18 protein-coding genes are annotated in these 17,407 nt (G+C 43.9%); 5 read left to right on the top strand and 13 right to left on the bottom strand.

What is annotated here, in order from left to right:
• Nucleotides 1–218: 218 nt before the first annotated feature.
• The 3 genes from BLW49_RS12775 to BLW49_RS12765 all read left to right on the top strand — a co-directional run bounded on the left by BLW49_RS12775 (nt 219) and on the right by BLW49_RS12765 (nt 4,726).
• The gene (locus tag BLW49_RS12775) at nt 219–1,280 is read left to right on the top strand and encodes a siderophore ABC transporter substrate-binding protein (RefSeq protein WP_076314220.1); all 1,062 of its coding nucleotides are present in this window, start codon (nt 219–221) and stop codon (nt 1,278–1,280) included.
• 291 nt (nt 1,281–1,571) lie between these two features.
• Entirely contained in the window at nt 1,572–3,206 is a 1,635-nt protein-coding gene (locus tag BLW49_RS12770; protein ID WP_143042115.1) for an enhanced serine sensitivity protein SseB, read from the top strand.
• A gap of 296 nt (nt 3,207–3,502) precedes the next feature.
• The gene (locus BLW49_RS12765; RefSeq protein WP_090724974.1) at nt 3,503–4,726 is read left to right on the top strand and encodes a Fic family protein; all 1,224 of its coding nucleotides are present in this window, start codon (nt 3,503–3,505) and stop codon (nt 4,724–4,726) included.
• Nucleotides 4,727–4,869: 143 nt separating this feature from the next.
• Here the strand turns inward: BLW49_RS12765 and BLW49_RS12760 are convergent, their stop codons facing one another.
• From BLW49_RS12760 to BLW49_RS12745, 4 genes are all read right to left on the bottom strand, one after another.
• Nucleotides 4,870–6,216 (bottom strand): glycoside hydrolase family 5 protein, encoded by a 1,347-nt coding sequence (locus BLW49_RS12760; protein ID WP_076314223.1) that lies wholly within the window; start codon nt 6,214–6,216, stop codon nt 4,870–4,872.
• Nucleotides 6,217–6,241: 25 nt separating this feature from the next.
• The gene (locus tag BLW49_RS12755) at nt 6,242–7,087 is read right to left on the bottom strand and encodes a carbohydrate ABC transporter permease (protein ID WP_090724972.1); all 846 of its coding nucleotides are present in this window, start codon (nt 7,085–7,087) and stop codon (nt 6,242–6,244) included.
• Between the two features lie 19 nt (nt 7,088–7,106).
• Entirely contained in the window at nt 7,107–7,997 is an 891-nt protein-coding gene (locus BLW49_RS12750; RefSeq protein WP_083655987.1) for a carbohydrate ABC transporter permease, read from the bottom strand.
• Nucleotides 7,998–8,082: 85 nt separating this feature from the next.
• Nucleotides 8,083–9,375 carry an ABC transporter substrate-binding protein gene (locus BLW49_RS12745; protein WP_090724971.1) on the bottom strand — a complete coding sequence of 431 codons (1,293 nt, stop codon included), beginning with the start codon at nt 9,373–9,375 and terminating at the stop codon, nt 8,083–8,085.
• A gap of 248 nt (nt 9,376–9,623) precedes the next feature.
• Here BLW49_RS12745 and BLW49_RS12740 point away from each other — a divergent pair, with 248 nt between their 5' ends.
• On the top strand, nt 9,624–11,141 hold the full coding sequence (locus BLW49_RS12740) for a sensor histidine kinase (RefSeq protein WP_090724969.1): 1,518 nt from the start codon (nt 9,624–9,626) through the stop codon (nt 11,139–11,141).
• Between the two features lie 24 nt (nt 11,142–11,165).
• The gene (locus BLW49_RS12735) at nt 11,166–11,867 is read left to right on the top strand and encodes a response regulator transcription factor (protein ID WP_177178733.1); all 702 of its coding nucleotides are present in this window, start codon (nt 11,166–11,168) and stop codon (nt 11,865–11,867) included.
• A 105-nt stretch (nt 11,868–11,972) separates the two neighbouring features.
• Here the strand turns inward: BLW49_RS12735 and BLW49_RS12730 are convergent, their stop codons facing one another.
• From BLW49_RS12730 to BLW49_RS12695, 9 genes are all read right to left on the bottom strand, one after another.
• A complete protein-coding gene (locus BLW49_RS12730; RefSeq protein WP_090724968.1) occupies nt 11,973–12,488 on the bottom strand; it encodes a DinB family protein in 516 nt (171 codons plus the stop codon).
• Nucleotides 12,489–12,516: 28 nt separating this feature from the next.
• Nucleotides 12,517–12,819 (bottom strand): VOC family protein, encoded by a 303-nt coding sequence (locus BLW49_RS12725; RefSeq protein WP_256209742.1) that lies wholly within the window; start codon nt 12,817–12,819, stop codon nt 12,517–12,519.
• 112 nt (nt 12,820–12,931) lie between these two features.
• Nucleotides 12,932–13,279, bottom strand: a complete 348-nt coding sequence (locus BLW49_RS12720) for a cupin domain-containing protein (protein ID WP_090724965.1) — start codon at nt 13,277–13,279, stop codon at nt 12,932–12,934.
• 218 nt (nt 13,280–13,497) lie between these two features.
• Nucleotides 13,498–14,211 (bottom strand): glycosyltransferase family 2 protein, encoded by a 714-nt coding sequence (locus tag BLW49_RS12715; RefSeq protein WP_076314230.1) that lies wholly within the window; start codon nt 14,209–14,211, stop codon nt 13,498–13,500.
• Nucleotides 14,212–14,213: 2 nt separating this feature from the next.
• Nucleotides 14,214–14,948 (bottom strand): glycosyltransferase family 2 protein, encoded by a 735-nt coding sequence (locus tag BLW49_RS12710; protein WP_090724963.1) that lies wholly within the window; start codon nt 14,946–14,948, stop codon nt 14,214–14,216.
• A 110-nt stretch (nt 14,949–15,058) separates the two neighbouring features.
• Nucleotides 15,059–15,310 (bottom strand): hypothetical protein, encoded by a 252-nt coding sequence (locus BLW49_RS29200; RefSeq protein WP_256209741.1) that lies wholly within the window; start codon nt 15,308–15,310, stop codon nt 15,059–15,061.
• Nucleotides 15,280–15,822, bottom strand: coding sequence for a MerR family DNA-binding transcriptional regulator (locus BLW49_RS12705; protein WP_256209740.1), 543 nt, complete (start codon nt 15,820–15,822; stop codon nt 15,280–15,282). Before BLW49_RS12705 ends, BLW49_RS29200 begins: the two co-directional genes overlap by 31 nt.
• A complete protein-coding gene (locus BLW49_RS12700) occupies nt 15,813–16,550 on the bottom strand; it encodes an ABC transporter permease (RefSeq protein ID WP_090724962.1) in 738 nt (245 codons plus the stop codon). The genes BLW49_RS12705 and BLW49_RS12700 overlap by 10 nt, the downstream gene beginning before the upstream one ends.
• Nucleotides 16,550–17,269 (bottom strand): ABC transporter ATP-binding protein, encoded by a 720-nt coding sequence (locus BLW49_RS12695; RefSeq protein WP_090724960.1) that lies wholly within the window; start codon nt 17,267–17,269, stop codon nt 16,550–16,552. Before BLW49_RS12695 ends, BLW49_RS12700 begins: the two co-directional genes overlap by 1 nt.
• Nucleotides 17,270–17,407: the final 138 nt, after the last annotated feature.

Genomic DNA, 17,407 nt, shown 5'->3' with positions numbered 1-17,407 from the left:
ATTTCTCAGCCTTTTTTTAAGATGATCGCTTTAGGAGGGGGCAGCATAAACCAATAAAATTGAACAATTTATTAAATCTCGTATAAGAAATCATGAGAACTTTGTAAAAAACGTTTGACTTATCATGCTTTAAAGCAATATAATGAGAATCGTTATCAACAATATGATAATGATTATCATTATAAATAAGAGAAACGAAAAGGGGAGAGTTAGTGATCATGAAAAAGTGGAAATTTACTTCTGCAATACTTGCCATCGCTTTGATGCTCGGAGCATGCGGAACAACGGAAGAAGGTAGTACAGCGGAAGGAACGAATGAAACGGCAGTCGTTGAGAATGAGACAACGGCAAGCGGAAATGAAGCAGCTGGTGAAGAGACAGCTGTAGAATCAACGGCTACATACCCGCTAACCGTATCTCCTACGGTTGGTTCATCTGAAAGTGAAGAGAACGGAACGATCAACTTTGAAGATGTTACTTTTGAAAAAATGCCAGAGAAAGTCGTTGTATTCGACTATGGCTTCTTAGATACACTAAATGCACTGGGTGTTGAAGGAATCGTTGGTGTTGCTAAAGACTCCACTTTGCCAGCTCACCTTGAAAAATTTGCATCCGATGACTACGTAAGTGTAGGCGGACTCAAGAGCCCGCTGTTGGAAGATATCGCAGAGCTTGAGCCAGACGTGATCTTCATCTCTGGTCGTCAATCTGCTTACTATGAAGAGCTGAAAGAGATTGCTCCCGTCCTCTTCGTGGGTACACAGCAGGATGACTACTGGAACACTTTCCTTGCTTCTGTGGACACGGCAGCCAAAATCTTTGGCAAAGAAGCAGAAGCTAAAGAGTACACTGCGAAATTCGATGCAGCTCTAGAAGAGATCAATACGCTTGCAGGCAACTTTGAGACGTCCCTGGTGACAATGTACAATGAAGGCAATCTGTCAGGATTCGCCTCCGAATCCCGCTTTGGATATATGTATGAAGTATACGGATTCAAGCCAGTAACAGAGGATATCGAATCTTCATCCCACGGCTCTAACTTCGGCTTTGAAGCCATCCTGGAATTCAACCCTGAAGTATTGTTCGTTATCGACCGTACCGCAGCTACAGGCGGCGAATCGAATATCGAAGCCGATATGGAAAATGACATCATCAAGAAAACAACCGCTTACCAGAACGATCGTGTCGTTTACCTTGACGGTCCACTGTGGTACCTGAGCGGCGGCGGCTTGGAATCTGAGCTTGCTAAGATTGAAGAAATATTGGCTGAATTGAAATAATCTAAATGAATAAAGACTGCTACAGAAAAGGGTAGATCCTTAAGTAGCAGTCTTTTTTTTAAGGGAACTAATGAAGAAACCTTGAACATATAAACCGGCTTTGCCCTTGCTGATAGGTGCAAAGCCGGTTTATTGTTGAAGAATAGTACGGATAAGTGATAGAGAAGGTAGAATCTATGTTACATTATGTATAGAGCCCTGTATGAAGCTGGGAAACAGCAGAGCCGAATGAAGCCCGAGATGATATTTGATGAGGAAGCTCACTACAACTTCAGAGACGGAGGGAATGGGATGAACGAGAAACGAAAGGACGAATTAGGAAGAAGGTTTTTGCTAAGCCCCTATATTTTAATAGATGAGTGCAATGAACTGGAAATACAAGAACTGATCTTTCTCATTCATTCAGGTAAACACCTCAAGACAAAAGAGGCAGCTCCAGCGAAGCAGCTGGATGAGAGAATCAGTCTGTTAATTAACGTGCTGCACGAGAAAGTAAGAGACGCAGAAGCGTTATACATAGCCTATGAGAAAAAGACGAATTACCCTTACATTGATGCAGAGGATCGCATCTGGATGTTCTCAACAGAGGAATATGCATCGCATGCAGCCGATTATTTCATGCAGCAGCAGCTGATGCTGGAGATGAAGCGGGTTAACAAGGAAGATCTGATGAAGATGTTTGGCGAGCTTCACATGCTTGGGCTGCAAAAAATACTCGTAGATAATGGGCAGTACCACACCTTGCTGGATCGGGATGAACTGCTGCCGCCACCGGAATTTGGCGATACACCCGAGATTAATATTCCTGTAACCAATCCAGATTTGCAGCATGCTATTATTCGCTTCTTTCAATTCATTGGCACCAGACGGAGCGGAGAAGGAGCAAAACAGCTGGCCAAGGAGTTTGAGGCCAAGATGCTGTATGAAGTGATTCGTGCCAAGTATCTAGTCCCGATGCAGCTGGAGGAAAAAGTGCCGTCTACGCCAGATGAGCAGGGCAGAAAGACGATCAAGGAAGGTGCAAGAATCCAATTTGCCGTACTGGGCGGCGAGGGTGATTCGAAATGGCTGCCGGTATTTACAGATTGGAAAGAGTTTGAGAAGGCTTACGATAAGAAGGTGTGGAGCAGCAACATTGCTACATACGATGACATCGTGGCGATATCAGCAAGAATGAATGGAATTGTCGTGAATTGCAGGGGGATTCCGATTCCCATCCATGAGAAAAACAAACAGATGATTGAGGCGTACAGACAGGAGCTTGATTCGGCTTCGGCTGAAGCTTCTAAGGAAGCACCAACCGAGGCTGTACAAGAGAGTAATACAGATGATGTGCCAACCGAAGCAACAAGTGACGCGCCAGATCGAACATCTGATGCAGTGCCGAATGAGGTGTCGAGACAAGCTTTAAATGATGCATCAGCAGATGCACCGATTAAAGCAGCAACAGATGTAACCATTGACCCATCAGCAGGAGCACAAAATGATAGCCAAGCTGATCGCGAGACAAAGAGTAGCATAGACAATGGAGCTCAGAACGAAAGTGCAGCCCCAGTTGAGACGAAGCATTCACCTTCTGCCGCGGCAATTGAGGAAGTGAAGGTTCCTCAAGGAACAACGCTGCGGATTGGTGAACCTAGTGAGGTGCCAGAACCTCTCTCCCACTCGTTAAAGGCCTGTCTGAAGAAGCAGAAGGGCGTTAAGAAAGCCTACTTAAAATGGATGGTAAAAGGAGAAGAACAAAGCTATCTCCTCATCGTCGATTTCGAGGGGAGTCAGGCAGAGCTGTTCAGAGACATTGCCCAAGCAGCTTCGCCTTATCTGAACGGATCATTGCTTGATATTACCGATAGCAAGGGCTGGGCTGCCGAACATCTCAGGGATGCGGAACCATTTTATAAGAAGAAACGGTTTGGATTTATTTGATCTAAATAAACGATGGAAGACTAGCAAGTGAATATTTAATATCTATCCTGTCCAAAATAGTAACATTTAATAGACAGGAGATCTTATTTATGAATGTAACTTGTCCTTCCTGTAAAAGAATAGTGAAGATCAAAAAAAACGGAAACGGAAGATGCGAATGTGGAGCTAATATTAAAGTGATAGACAAGGATTAATTCAGTCTATTTGCAAAAAAATAGATATTTTTATAATTAGATATAGACACCCTCTATTTTATATGTAAAATATTCTTTAAAATTAAACAAAGAGGTGTCGACATGAGGTATCTCTATAAAATATTTCATGAAAAAAATGCAACTGATTTTCAGATAAAATACAATGAGAGATTCAACTTTGATTCGACTAGCCGTTTTGGCTTATATATCAAACCGATGAACCAGCCCAATAACTATGAACTATATTATGTTCCTACCAATAATATGCTTCAAGTTGTGAGTAAGATCCATGCAGTGTCTGACCAATTTGAAAATATCTTTAATGAATTACCAACAGTTGCACAGAAACAATTTATAAACGAGTGCTTAGTAGAGGAATTATACAACACAAATGACCTTGAAGGTATAAGAAGTACTCGAGAGGAGATAGCGAGAAGTACTAGAGAAATACAGCTAAATAGAGGTTCAAATAAAAGATTTGAAAGCATGATTAAGTCGTATATACGTCTTCTGAATAATGACATCGTACCTCCAAAGACACCTTATAATATACGTGAAATATATGATGATATTACAAATGGTGAGATCGAGGAGCAGGAACTGCCTGATGGTAATATTTTTAGAAGTGAAACAACTTATATATTGAAAAAGTCGGGTACAGGCAAGGTCGTTCATCAAGGAATGACACCAGAGTCTGCAGTTATTAGTGCCTCAGAACAGTTATTACGGTTTATGAATGATAATAATGAGGTTCCTATGATGATCAAAATTGCTATAGGGCATTATTATTTTGGGTATATTCATCCTTTTTATGATGGAAACGGGAGAACCTCAAGATTTATTAGCAGTATCTATTTATCTGAAGTGCTAGGTAATATTTCAACACTTTCCTTATCAAGAGGATGCAATAAATATAAAAATAAATATTTGGATTCTTTTGAGATCACAAACAGCATAAAGAGCAGGGGTGAAATGAACTGCTTTATTGAGAACTTTCTGGAGATCATTCTAGAAACTCTTATACAAATGAATGCAGAATTAAAGGAAAAGAGTGAGTTGTTGAACTTAGCAAGTCGAAAAATAATGGAAGAGAGTATCTTGAAGGATCAGGATGGATTTTACGCGGAAGTCATGTTCGTGTTAGCACAAGACTACTTCTTTGATTCCAGTAGAGGTCTTACAATTAAAGAGCTCAGCGAAATATTTTCGAAATCAGAAGCAACATTAAGAAAAGTGATGAAGGAATTAAGTTCGTTGTCCCTCGTTGATCAGAAAGGCGAAAGGCCTGCATATTACTGTGTTAAGCAGAGTTACTTTGAAAGTTGAATTATAGATTATAAATAAGGACGGATAGGATTAGGCTTTTTTAGACAACTACAAAAAATCCCATCGTGGTAGCGGTAGAGTTTTTTCTACTGTCTACTATGATGGGAGCATATCATGCGCGGCCCAGTTCTTGTCTAGCTGCGTTAAGCCTTCGTATACTTTTCAACTACATCGACCAGCTCGCTCCAATGGTCACATTGATCCCAATGGAATGAGGAAGGAAGCTCGTAAATCTCTTCCCAGGAGCGTTTCTGCAGATAAGGCTTCAGGTTCTGCTCCACACAGATGACCTGCATGAGGGTTCTCATCCGGAACTGAAGCGGATAGCGCTCATCCTTCGAGATCGGTTTAAAATACGTTTCAGCCATATAATCGACTAACGCTTCTCCCTTTGACTGTTCCTCGTGCTGATTCCATACGAGCTTGATCTCCTCGGTCAGTTTGCGCCAAGGTGTTTCAATCTTAGGATACACAATGCCCATCACGGCAGCATCCTTATAGGTCCAGAGCGCCCAGGAGACATCGTTTGCTTCGCACAGCTCCAGCATGTCTTCAATGATCGTCATCTGAAAATCAATCTGCTCTTGATTGAACACCAGCCCAAGCTCACCACACCAGACAGGACGCTTGTACTTCTCGCGGATGCTGAGCAGCTGGTTGAAGGCGTCGGCAAAGATCTCTTTGCGGCGCGCCCGGTCCATTTCCTCGGTAAGCACAGCAGGTTCATCCACGAACGGATAGAAGTGGAACTCATATGCCACCTGCGGATCATCAATCGGATCCAGCATGGAGAAGTCGGTCGTGAACTTGTTACCCTCAATAAAGATAATATGATGCGGATCGTATTTGCGAATTTCGGCAATGACCTTCTCGTAGAACTCATTAAATGCTGCTGCATTGGTGACCATTGAAGGCTCGTTAACAATATCATAAGCAGCAATCCAAGGCTGATCCTTGTAGTACTGAGCAATATGTCCCCACAGTCCGATGACGGTATCGCGCAAAGCGCCATACTCCCAGAACAACGGTAGGCCGGAGGAGGTGTCCGCGTGCCAGTCCGGATTTTGCCCGCCTGGAACGGAGTGAAGGTCGAGCATGGCATAGATCTCGTATTTTTCACACAAAGCAACAATATGATCGAGATATTTAAAGCCGTCATTCTTGTATTCATGCGGATTTTGATCATCAATAAAGTATTTATAATTAAAAGGAATCCGAAGATGGTTGACGCCGATCTTTTTGAGAAACTCAAAATCCTTCTCATCGACATATTCCAGCAGGAATCGGTCAAAGAACTTGGCGCTGCGCTCTTCGCCATACACCTCGGCAAATGCCTTCTTAATCATGGTGTCTGTCCCAGGGAGTCCAATCATGAAATGCTCTAGGTTCATCCAGGACCCGAGTCCAAAGCCTCGAAATACGATTTTTTCTCCGTTCACCGTAAAATCTTCACCGCGAACCTGTACAAAATTGTGCAATAGATTAGTCATGATCATGTACTCCTTTTATCATGTGTTAGTTTTTCATGCCGGTTGTAGCTACGCCTTGAATGAAGAATCTCTCGCCGATCAGGAATACGATGATCATCGGAACAGTCGCAATTAATGTGCCTGCCATGAGTAACCCGTAATCCATGGTGTGCTCGGTCTGGAAGGATTTAAGACCCAGCTGCAAAGTCTTCAAGCTATCATCATTAAAGTAAATCAAGGGTGCCAAGTAATCGTTCCACATAAAAGTAAACGTAAAGATGGCGAACGTGGACAAGCCAGCCGCAGATAAAGGCATCACAATTCGCCAGAAAATCCGCCATTCATTATAGCCGTCAACCCGCGCCGCTTCATTCAGCTCATCAGGCAGACTCTTGAAGAATTGCCGCATCAAGAATACACCGAAGCCGCTGAACAGCTGAATCAGAATGTAACCAGTATGCGTGTTGTACAGTCCCAGGCTACTGACAATGGAGAACTGAGGCACCATAATAGAGTGCCAGGGCATCATTAGATTCGCCATGAAGAGGACAAAGATCGTATTCTTAAAGGGCACCTTGAGCTTCGCAAACGCATAGGCCGCCATGGAGCAGATGATCACCTGCAATACCGTGATCACCACGGACAGCTTTAATGTATTCAGAAAGTACTGGGCAAAAGGAATGGCCGTCCATACCTCTTTATAGTTGTTCAGGAACAGCGTCTCCGGAATCCAATTCATCGGGTTCTTGAACAGATCGACATCGGTCCGAAGCGATGCGGAGATCATCCATAAGAATGGGAAAAGTGCAGCTACTGAAAAGATAACGAGCAGAATTAACAGCAGGTAGTAAGAGGGCTTATGTCTCTTGACTGTATGAAATGCATTTATCATGTGTTCCTCCCTCCCCTCCTTAGTAAGTGACCCATTTCTTCTCGAGTCTGAATTGAATTAGTGATATAACCATAACGATGACGAACAAGACGATGGACATCGCAGAGGCGTATCCCATCTGATAATTGCTGAAGGCTTCCTGATAGATTCGGAATACGAGCACATTCGTTGAACGTCCCGGACCGCCGTCGGTCATCACCGATACAAGGTCGAATACCTGGAAGGAGTTAATGATCGTAAGAATGAGCACCATGAACAAGGTGGGTGACAGGGAGGGCAGCGTAATGTAAATGAACTGCTGAAACTTGTTTGCCCCATCAAGCCTTGCAGACTCGTACAAGTATGTTGGTATCCCTTGAATGCCTGCAAGCAGGATGATCATGTAGTAACCGAAGCTCTTCCATACCGCTACCAATACGATGGCAATCAGTGCCCAGGCCGAGGACATCAGCCATTCTGGCGGATTGGTTATTCCGATGGCCTTCAGGATGTAATTGATCGGACCCGACATCGGATTAAAGAGCAGACCCCATACGATGGCGATCGACACCATGGAAGTGATATGAGGAAAATAGAAGGCCATACGCAAATATTTGCGCAGATGCCATATGTTGTTCAAAGCTACTGCGGAGAGCAGGGCGAACAAGATCGTTAGAGGAACAAACAGAATCATGTAGATAAAGTTATTCTTAAGTGATATAAGAAAATAATCGTCCGTAAGCAGCTTGGTGTAATTGTCTACACCTATGAAATTGGGCTTGATATTGAAGCCGCCGTAATCGGTGAAGCTTAAGTACAAACCATAGATTAAAGGGATAAATATAAATACCGCAAACAGGATGAAGGCCGGTAGAATGAACAGTGTGCCTGCCATGTAGGATTTGTACTGGATTCGATGTCTGCCCGTCATCACAACAGCCTCCTTTGTCATTATTGATCTTACGTAGATCAGCCTGAGTCCGAGTGGGGACAGGCTGATCGCCATACTTCGTTATCTAATTCAAGACGGAGGATCTCTCCGCTTGGAAGTTTTGGATCGCCTGCGCCGCATCCTGCTCCTGGAACAGGAATAGATCGAGCTGCTCGCTGTACAAGTTATACACTTGATCGATCTTGGCAATCGGAGGCATTTCAACCAGCGTATTCGATTCGAAGAAATATCCGCTTCCTTCAAGGCCGGTGGCATTCAGGAAGGCTTCCTTCGTTGCATCACTAGAATAGGCAGGGAGGACACTTGCTTCTGCAATAACCGACTCCCCTTCCTCACCGGTTACGAATTTTACAAATTCATAGGCTGCGTCCACATTTTTGCTGGCTGGATTAATCCCCATATAGGTACTCACACCGCCAACGGTTATTGGGTCGGAGGTTCCCTCTGGGAGCGGAAGCGGAGCCATATCAAATTCAATATCGGTCTTGCCTGCTTCTATATCGGCCTTGAGCATATTGACAGTCCATTCACCATTGACCATCATGGCGACGTTCCCATTCTCGAACTGCTTGATCCAGTCGATGCTCTCTGCATTCATCTGCTTATAGCTCATATGAGATTGATCCTGGTAATACAGGCGATCCAGATAATTCATCCATTCCTCAATGGGGGCGAGGCTGTCGTCCAGGATCGTAGTCCCCTGCTGAATTGCACCAAGTGGTGAGATGATCCAGTCAGCGTAGTAGCCGCCCCACTGCTTGTCTGCTCCTTCGCCTTTTGTCAGGCTCTTCGCCAGCTCCGCGTATTCCTCCCATGTTAACTGCTCAGGATAAGGAATGCCTTGGGCATCAAAGAGCGCCTTGTTATAAAAGAGGGCATATTGAGACGTCCGATAAGGGAGCGCGTAATATTTCCCTTCGGTTAGCACCTCACTAATCTCCTGAAAGCTGGGACCGTAGGCGCTGACATCAAGATTATCCTCCTTCACCCGATCGGTAAGGTCCAGCAGCTGATTTTTGGTTGAAAACAGGCCAAGACTGGTTGTTCCGTTAACGCTGTATACATCCATTTTTGAACCGCCGGAGAGGTTGTTCATTATTTGCGTGTTATACTCATTTGCATTGTTGCTGATCGTATTCATATGCACTTCGATGTTGCTATTCTGAGCATTAAAGGCTTCAATGACCTTCTGCATGTAAGCTTCTTCATCCGTCCATGTGTAATATTCCAGAACGACTTTGCCATTCTCACCTGTACTGCCTTCTGAATCTGTGGCTGCTGAACTGCAGCCGACCAAGGCAAGTATTAGCACAGCAATCAGCGAAAACCTGAAATAGCCGTGTTTATTCTTCATCATAACGCCCCCAATTTTTTGTGGTATGCTCTAATAGTAGGGTGATCTTTGGTTATGCGTAAGGTTGAAATTTTATCGTCCTACAGGTGGACGAAGGGAGAGCAGCGGTATAGCAGGCTATAATACAGCTCCAGCTGCGGAGTTTTTATGAAAACGCATTCTTATTAAGGTGTATATAATTTCAACCTTTACAGATGAAGGAATGCACCATAAAATTAATTCATTTCACATCATAGGGAAGGGTGGCATCTATGGTTATATTCTTCGTGCTGATCCTGTTTATTGTGATCGCGGTATTCTGCCTGACCCAGCAAAAATATACAAGGGCCACGCTGTTTATGCTGCTCATGGGCTTTTCCTTCCTCGTCGTCGTTTCCTGTATTATTACTTATTTGTCCAAGGACGCTTATTACTATTACAGCCTGGATCGTTACTTCGGTATCTCGAAAGAGCTGCAAAATGATTTGGTATTCTTGCCGGTATCACGGTATGTATTGATACGAGTCTTTAACGTGTTCACCATGGTGTTTCTGTATGCGGGCCTTGCTTCTGCGATCTTTTTTGCCTTTCACATCCTTCCCAAGAGGGGGGTATGGATTCTATCCCTCATCGCACTACCGTGTATCCTGCAGGTGATAATCTACGATCCGTCCGTATATACGGCCTTCTACTATGCAATGTACCCGGATTACATGACAGCACAGGGTATTGTCACTCTCTATGAATCCATTCATAAAGTGACTTGGACACTAAATACACTTTATATTGTGGCAGGCATTGTGCTTATTATTTATGCCTATTGTGATGCTCCCAAAGTCAGGCAGATCCGAAGCAATATACTAATGATTGTGGTGACCTATGTCTCCGTACAAATTACGTACTACTATATGAATTACTGGGCTCCTGACCTCATGGTCAAAGTATCTAAAGTTGCCCATTTCATCAGCTTTAAACCCATCAATCTAGTGGGCAATCCGTCCATCTATACGCTGCTGCCTTATCTTGCGGGGGTGTGTGTGCTGCTCAGTTTATATTCCATCTACAAATATGCACGCCTGCAGAACAGCATTCGGAACCAGGAGACCGTGACATCGCAGAATATCGATTCGGCATTATTAACATCGCGTGTGTTCAGTCACTATATAAAAAATGAACTGCTGGCCATCATGGCGCAGACTGAATTTTTGGAGAGCATGTGTGAGAAGTCACCTGAGGTTGTAGAGGAAATTCAAGTAATCGAGCAGCGCTGCCGCAAGGTGTATGATCGGCTGAATGTTATTCATCAAAAAAATCTTAAATCCCAGATGGAGCTTAAACCGGTTCCCTTGACAGAGCTAATGGACAAGCTGCTCGGCGATATGAGTATGGAGCTCAGAGATATTCAGCTGAACTACAGCAAGCCGCAGAAACCGCTGACGATCATGGCAGACTCTTATTATTTTTCGCAGGCCATCGAAAATATTATGTCTAACGCCGTTGACGCTCTGAAATTTGTTCCGGACAAATCTAGACAAATCGATGTTAGAATGAATGTGAAGAACAAGTGGGTCGAGCTGATCATTCAAGATAACGGAACGGGTATGGAAGAGGACAAGCTGGAGCACATTTTTCAGCCTTTCTACTCGTCAAAACCAACGGCGACAAATTGGGGAATGGGATTATCGCTCTGTCATACGATTATTACGTCACATGGTGGTAAGATTCATGCCAGCAGCACACAGGGAGAGGGGAGCTCATTTCATATTGTTATGCCGTTACTCTTAAGATGATATATGGAAGGAGATGAGACATTCGTGAGTACGCCACAGATTAAGGTTCTGATTGTTGAAGATGATGATCTAATTTGTAAGCGATACCAAATGATCATGTCCAAGGATGAGGAGATTGAGTGCGTAGGGAGAGCAGCAAGTGGATACGAAGGAACGATGCTGGCTGCGCTGAATAAGCCGGATGTCATACTCATGGATATTGAACTGGAGGATAAGCAGGCCGGGCTTAGAGCTACGGAGGAGATTCTGAATTACATGCCGGAGATCAAAATCGTCATGCTGACCGTATGCGAGACGGATGAAACGGTATTTCGTGCGTTTGAGCTGGGTGCAACGAATTATTTACTCAAAAATATGCCAGCCGATTCTATACTACAGGCAGTGAAGGATGCTTATAACGATCGACCTGCTCTTCACTCGAATATTGCCGGCAAGATTACTAGGGAGTTCAAACGGATCAAGACGACAGAAGACAGTCTGCTGCACAACTTTTTTATCTTCACCCAGCTGACCCCGACTGAGCTTGAGGTGCTGGAGCTGTTGATGAAAGACTATACACGGCAGGAGATATGCAAGCTCAGACATGTGGAGCCTTCCACTCTAAAATCACAGATTAACAGTATTCTAAAGAAGTTCAAGAAGAGCAGTGTGCAGGAGATTGTGCCCGTGCTCAGAGAGCTGCACATTCCAGAGATCCTTGAGCAGCGTAAGGAGAAGTCGTCATAATTCTGCTGAGCAGGTGTTTTTTAGAATGGCTATGTTAAATTAAAGCCGCCTGGTAAAAAGGCGGCGTATTGAGCTATCGTTTCTACGTTAGCTTAGTGAATTATTTCATAAGCCTGCCTCCGCAAGCTTCTGGTCCAGTCTTGCCTTTTGGCGCAAATGATGCCTGCTGTGCATGCCAATCATTTCAAACCATTCACGCGCATTAAGCCAGCCAAACCAGCCATGACGCACCTTGCAAGCAGGATTCGCCCCACGTACGTGTTCCTCCCAGTATTTCAATTTCTTTAGCACCTGCTCCAGGCCGGCTATGATCTCATCCTTACTATCGGGGTTACGGGTCCTGTTGACCGGTTCCTCAAGTTTCACACGGACATCGGGCCACGCTTTTTCGAGAAACGCCTTTGTTCCGTCTTCAGTCTTGTCTCCATGTTCTTCTTGTGCCGCTATAGTACAAGTGTGAATATGACCGATGTACTCTTCCGCTACATCGATCACGTGAATATACATTTGTCCAATCGACCAAACGTCTTCTTCAGATTTATACCGTAACTGGTCTATCGTATATTCAGCCAGACTTCGCTTATATTGCTCGATAATAGCCGGGGAATCATTATTTATCATACAATTTTCACCACTCACTTCAAAGTCGTTAAAGCACCTGCGCAATCTCCCAAATATACCCGTCAGGATCGGCAAAACATGCCGTCCGCCGCCCCCAGGGACGTGTTATCGGCCCATTCAACAATGTAACGCCCCGCATTACCAACTCATTGCATAACCGGTCAACGTCAGGCACTTGGATGGTAAACAGGAACCTTGCTCCATCCCCGACACGCCCAACCTGAGCCGGATCAATCAACTCTTGGGCATTCGATTGATTTAAGAGATTAATGCATGTATTTCCGTAATCTAATACCGCGCAGCTCTCGTCTTCGTACCCATCTACATCCACCCTTATTATTTATTAGTAAACTCCCTTAACCATTCCAGACTTCGCTTGGTTGAAATTTTCTGTTTGCAATATGTTTTCGACGTTCTTATTATACTAACCTGCCCAGATAGCTTTATAGACTTTCTGCTGTTTTTCCAGATATATCGTTAGAGGATTTTTCAAAACATAAATTAACCGTTCTTTCATTAGACCTAGTACGATGCATAACATTACGTGGAATAGTAATAATTTCTCCAGGTTTGAGTGATATCGTCCTATCTTCCAGATCAATGAAAAGTTCTCCATCAAGAACCATGAACAACTCATCACAATCTTCATGCTTATGCCAATGATATTCACCATTAATAACAGCAATACGTAGGGCATGATCATTTACTTCATTCACAATCCAGTTTCTATATTCGGATATCTCCTTAGTAATGTCATATAAATTAATCTTTTCAAGATGTCCTTCTTTCATTTCTTAAAACCCCTTTACGAAAGTGATGTTGAATATTATATAGCTGAATTAGAATTCCTTATTAATGAATATACATCACAATTTCAGTTCATTAAACGATCCTGCCTGTTAGCTTAACAAGAATAAGCAGAAAGCCGAAGCGTTTGTTCGCAAATATCAACAACAAAGTTTTACAAAGCCTTAAAAAAATAAAACCGCTAATGGAGAATATTATCCACTTAGCGGCTTACAAACGTCTTAATATCATTGACTCCAGGTACCTGATCCCCTTTCTTCATGAGCCTTCTATCACTAACAATCCATGTATGATCCTTGGAGCCCTTTCTTCGAATCGCAGCAAAGTGGTAGGGGCTTCCTGCATAAATGGAATAACCCTTGGCTCGGCACAGGGAGCAGAACTTCACACATTCACCGCGCGACCGGTTCGGGAAGCTCACCGCATCAAATACCTCACGTTTGAAGAGGAGTGTCGCCCCCTGTACCTCAGATACGTAACGCTCGGCCATATCACGATAACGATAAAGCACAAGTTTTTTGCTGCTTAAATATACATAGTGGGCTCTCTTTCCGACGATATCTGCTTTTGTTTTACGCAGCGTATGCATGCTGTCTTTCAGGTAATCCGGTGCATAATAATCGTCATCATCAAACTTGGCAATATAGGGATACTTGGCCATGTTGACTCCATAATTAAGACAGTTGCCCAAGGATACATGCTCAGGCTGTCGATAAATTCTTATATTTTTATAAGGCTCGGCAGCTTTAATATAATCTTTCATTTTCAATTCCTTGTGGTTCAGGATAATAATGAGCTCTTTGTGTTTGTAGCGCTGACTTATAAAATTCTCAATGAGGTTGTCCATACAGTAATGTCTTTTGGTACAGACGATAATGGAAACGCCGTAATGTGAAGAACGCTCCTTTTTTGCCATACTCACACTCCCTTTGGCTTACGTTTAACAAATTTCTTGAAATTGTGAACGCCGGGAATAGACTTATGATGAGCAATAAGCTCTTCGTCATTGATAATCCAAGTATGATCGGCCGAATTCTTTCTTCGAATTGCAGCGAAGTTATGTTTGCCGCCAGAGTAGACCTTGAATCCTTTCTTCTTGCTTCTTTTGCAAAACAGGTCATCTTCTCCCACGTTTTGATCAGGGAAGGAAACCTGTTTCAGAACCTTTCGCTTGATCATCAGGGTAGCGCCCGGAAGTTTGGAGACAACCTTGTTCTCATCATTCGCAAATCGCAGTATTAAAGTTTTGGAGCCGCGCAGATACATATAATGAGCCCGCTTGCCCAGTACATCGGCGCCACTCTTCTGAAAGGTCAGAAGGCCTTCGGTTAGGTAATCAGGGGCATAGTAATCATCATCATCAAACTTGGCGACATAATTATATTTTGTTTTTTTTACAGCAAGGTTAAGGCAGGTGCCGAGGGAGTAGTGCTCAGGGACACGGAAGATTTGCACATGACGGAGATGCTTAGCGGCTTGCTCATAGGGTTCAAGTGATATGGCATCGTTGTTAACGACAATAATCAGTTCTTTTTTTGAATGACGCTGTCTGGTGTAATTTTTGAAGAGCTGTGCTACATAGCTTTGGCGCTTCGTACAAGTGATGATCGACACGCCTTGTTTCAATATGGATCGCTGACGTCTGTTTTCCACTCGATCACTCCCTTCATCCACAGGAATCTTACAACTATACTCTATGGTATGAAGATGAAAGATTAGTAGAAACGGTTATCTGACCAAGGGAGTGGCCTAAATTCACAAGACTAATGTGGTCTCTCATAAAGATGCTTGTACTCATAAAAGAGAGCAATAGCCGACTTTGCCCCTTGGATTGCTTCGAGCAAGGATTGGATTAGACGGTCTGTAACCGTTACAACATCCTCTTCATTTGAAGGAGAGTTAAGAATAGTAATGACATCTGTAGGAAGCTGATCAAGCTTGCGAAGCAAACGGAGAATGGCTTGGAGAGAGTAGTGGGCGCTTCTTAGCCCCCGAATAATTTGCAGCCTGGACAATTCTTTTCCCCATAAATACGGTGTCCGTTCTTAAGTCGCGGGATCACAATCAGCCCATTGCGTTCCCAGTTTCTTAACGCTTCTGTCGTCACTCCTAAAATATGAGCTGCTTCTGTTCGTGAGTATGTCTTATCTCCTGTTGGAACATCCTCATGCAGCCATTTCTCCACGGCTTCTGCCGCGAGCAGAGCATGCTGATATTCGCTTTTTAGATGGGATAGATACTCGTGAGTCAAATGTAACGCCTGTGGGAATTGTTCTTTCCCAGAAGTGGTAACAATCTCTCTTGCTTTATTACGGATGTCACCTTGTACAATCTCGCATTGAAACAGAATTCGGGCAATCTTCATCTGAAAGAGATGAAGGTCTGAATACACACGGTACCCATTGGTAAGCCGAGGAACAGGAGAGATGTATCCCCATTCCTCATAGACTCTTACCGTATTGGGATGCACAGAGGCGAGAGCGGCAATCTCTGAGGTCTTGTACAACGGATAACGACCTACTTCCATCTAAAATATCGAATCGTGATCCCCATAGAGAGGATGATACAAATTCCTAGAATTCCAATGTGCAGGAGACTGTTTGAGAGTGCGGTTCCTGTACTGACGTCCTTTAATAAATGAATGCCATGGGCAAGCGGAAACACATCCATTCCCCATTGCAGAAAAGACGGCATAATCTCATACGGAATGGTTGCTCCTGAGAATAACAGCATCGAGAAGTAGGCTGCGGAGCTCCAAAGGTTGGCGGACTTGGTATCCCGAACAAGGCTGCCAATCAGTGTGCCAATACTGAACATGGATATAAGAACATATAAATAAGATATCAGGAACAACGGCCAGGAGCCCTGAAGCTCAAAGCCAAACGCATAGATGTAAACGAGTGTAACGCCAATAAATGAAATGACAGCTGCAATCATCTGAACAAGTCCCTGGGCAATGACGATCTGAAGAGGGGATACAGGTGTAACCTGCAGTCTCTGCAGAATTCCCCGGTGACGATAATCGGCAAGTGTCAGGGACAAGCCCATCACCCCGGTTGCCAGTATACCAATCGTTATGACCGATGCGTACGAAAGGTCAAAGTTAGACGCACCGCTCCCAGCACTGTCTTTACTCAAGGTATATCCAAATATAGACCCAAGTATAATGGGAAATAAAATCCCGAAGATGAGTATATCGATACTCTTCCAGACGAGCTTTGCTTCAATTTTAAAGAATGTCATAAAAGAATTCATCAGTAGATGTCCCCCTCTGTTCCTGCAAAATGTAAATATGCTTCTTCCAATGATTGCGTACCGCTGAGCTCAAGTGCTTCAGGTGTCGTCCCTTGAAAGACGGTGTTTCCTTTATTAAGAATAAGGATTTCATCGCACAGGATCTCCACCTCATCCATGTAGTGTGAAGTAAGAACCATGGCCATCCCTTGTTGTTTCATATCCAGCAGTCGATTCCAGAGCATGCGGCGTGCTCGAGTATCCAGACCTGTCGTCAGCTCATCAAGAAATACCAGCTTAGGTCTGGGAATGAGCGCAAGAAGAACAGCGAGTCTTTGCCGTTCCCCACCAGAGAGTGTTTTGACGAGCTGATCTGATTTGTCCTCGAGTCCAAAAATACGTAGTAACTCGTTAATATCTGCCGTTTGCTGGTATAAGCTCTTCCACTGGCGGCATGAGTCCTGAACGGTTATGTTTTCCTGAAACTGCGTGGATTGCAGCTGGACACCAACCTCTTGAAAAACATGCTTCCTCTCCTTGATCGGGGATTTGCCTAGAATGGCAAGCTCGTCATACTGGCTCTTCTCCATGCCTAGAACAGCGGAAATGGTTGAAGATTTACCGGCACCGTTAGCTCCTAGCAGCCCAAGCACCTTGCCTGATTCAAGTTCGAAGCTGATATGATTGACGGCATGAGTAGAGCCGTAGGTAACAGATAAGTTTTTAACGTTTAGTACCATATGAAGTGCCTCCTTCGTTTTTGGGTGAGAAGCAACTATATCAGAAGAAGCGCAGGGTGGTGTCTTATTGGAGGGTTTGGCAGCAGGAGAATACACCAGGGGATGGAATTGTAATATGAGAATTGCCTGATTCACAAC

Source organism: Paenibacillus sp. PDC88, assembly GCF_900106725.1.
Classification (GTDB): Bacteria; Bacillota; Bacilli; order Paenibacillales; family Paenibacillaceae; genus Paenibacillus; species Paenibacillus shunpengii.
Note: the sequence above shows the minus strand (reverse complement) of the source record. Positions and strands in the feature narration are given on the sequence as shown.

Bases quoted from the DNA above. Each gene is read 5' to 3' on its own strand.
- BLW49_RS12745 (WP_090724971.1), bottom strand. From the start codon at position 9,375: ATGATGAAGAATAAACACGGCTATTTCAGGTTTTCGCTGATTGCTGTG.
- BLW49_RS12730 (WP_090724968.1), bottom strand. From the start codon at position 12,488: ATGATAAATAATGATTCCCCGGCTATTATCGAGCAATATAAGCGAAGT.
- BLW49_RS12775 (WP_076314220.1), top strand. From the start codon at position 219: ATGAAAAAGTGGAAATTTACTTCTGCAATACTTGCCATCGCTTTGATG.
- BLW49_RS12695 (WP_090724960.1), bottom strand. From the start codon at position 17,269: ATGGTACTAAACGTTAAAAACTTATCTGTTACCTACGGCTCTACTCAT.
- BLW49_RS12705 (WP_256209740.1), bottom strand. From the start codon at position 15,822: ATGGAAGTAGGTCGTTATCCGTTGTACAAGACCTCAGAGATTGCCGCT.
- BLW49_RS12700 (WP_090724962.1), bottom strand. From the start codon at position 16,550: ATGAATTCTTTTATGACATTCTTTAAAATTGAAGCAAAGCTCGTCTGG.
- BLW49_RS12715 (WP_076314230.1), bottom strand. From the start codon at position 14,211: ATGGCAAAAAAGGAGCGTTCTTCACATTACGGCGTTTCCATTATCGTC.
- BLW49_RS12740 (WP_090724969.1), top strand. From the start codon at position 9,624: ATGGTTATATTCTTCGTGCTGATCCTGTTTATTGTGATCGCGGTATTC.
- BLW49_RS12765 (WP_090724974.1), top strand. From the start codon at position 3,503: ATGAGGTATCTCTATAAAATATTTCATGAAAAAAATGCAACTGATTTT.
- BLW49_RS12760 (WP_076314223.1), bottom strand. From the start codon at position 6,216: ATGACTAATCTATTGCACAATTTTGTACAGGTTCGCGGTGAAGATTTT.
- BLW49_RS12770 (WP_143042115.1), top strand. From the start codon at position 1,572: ATGAACGAGAAACGAAAGGACGAATTAGGAAGAAGGTTTTTGCTAAGC.
- BLW49_RS12755 (WP_090724972.1), bottom strand. From the start codon at position 7,087: ATGATAAATGCATTTCATACAGTCAAGAGACATAAGCCCTCTTACTAC.
- BLW49_RS12750 (WP_083655987.1), bottom strand. From the start codon at position 7,997: ATGACGGGCAGACATCGAATCCAGTACAAATCCTACATGGCAGGCACA.
- BLW49_RS12720 (WP_090724965.1), bottom strand. From the start codon at position 13,279: ATGAAAGAAGGACATCTTGAAAAGATTAATTTATATGACATTACTAAG.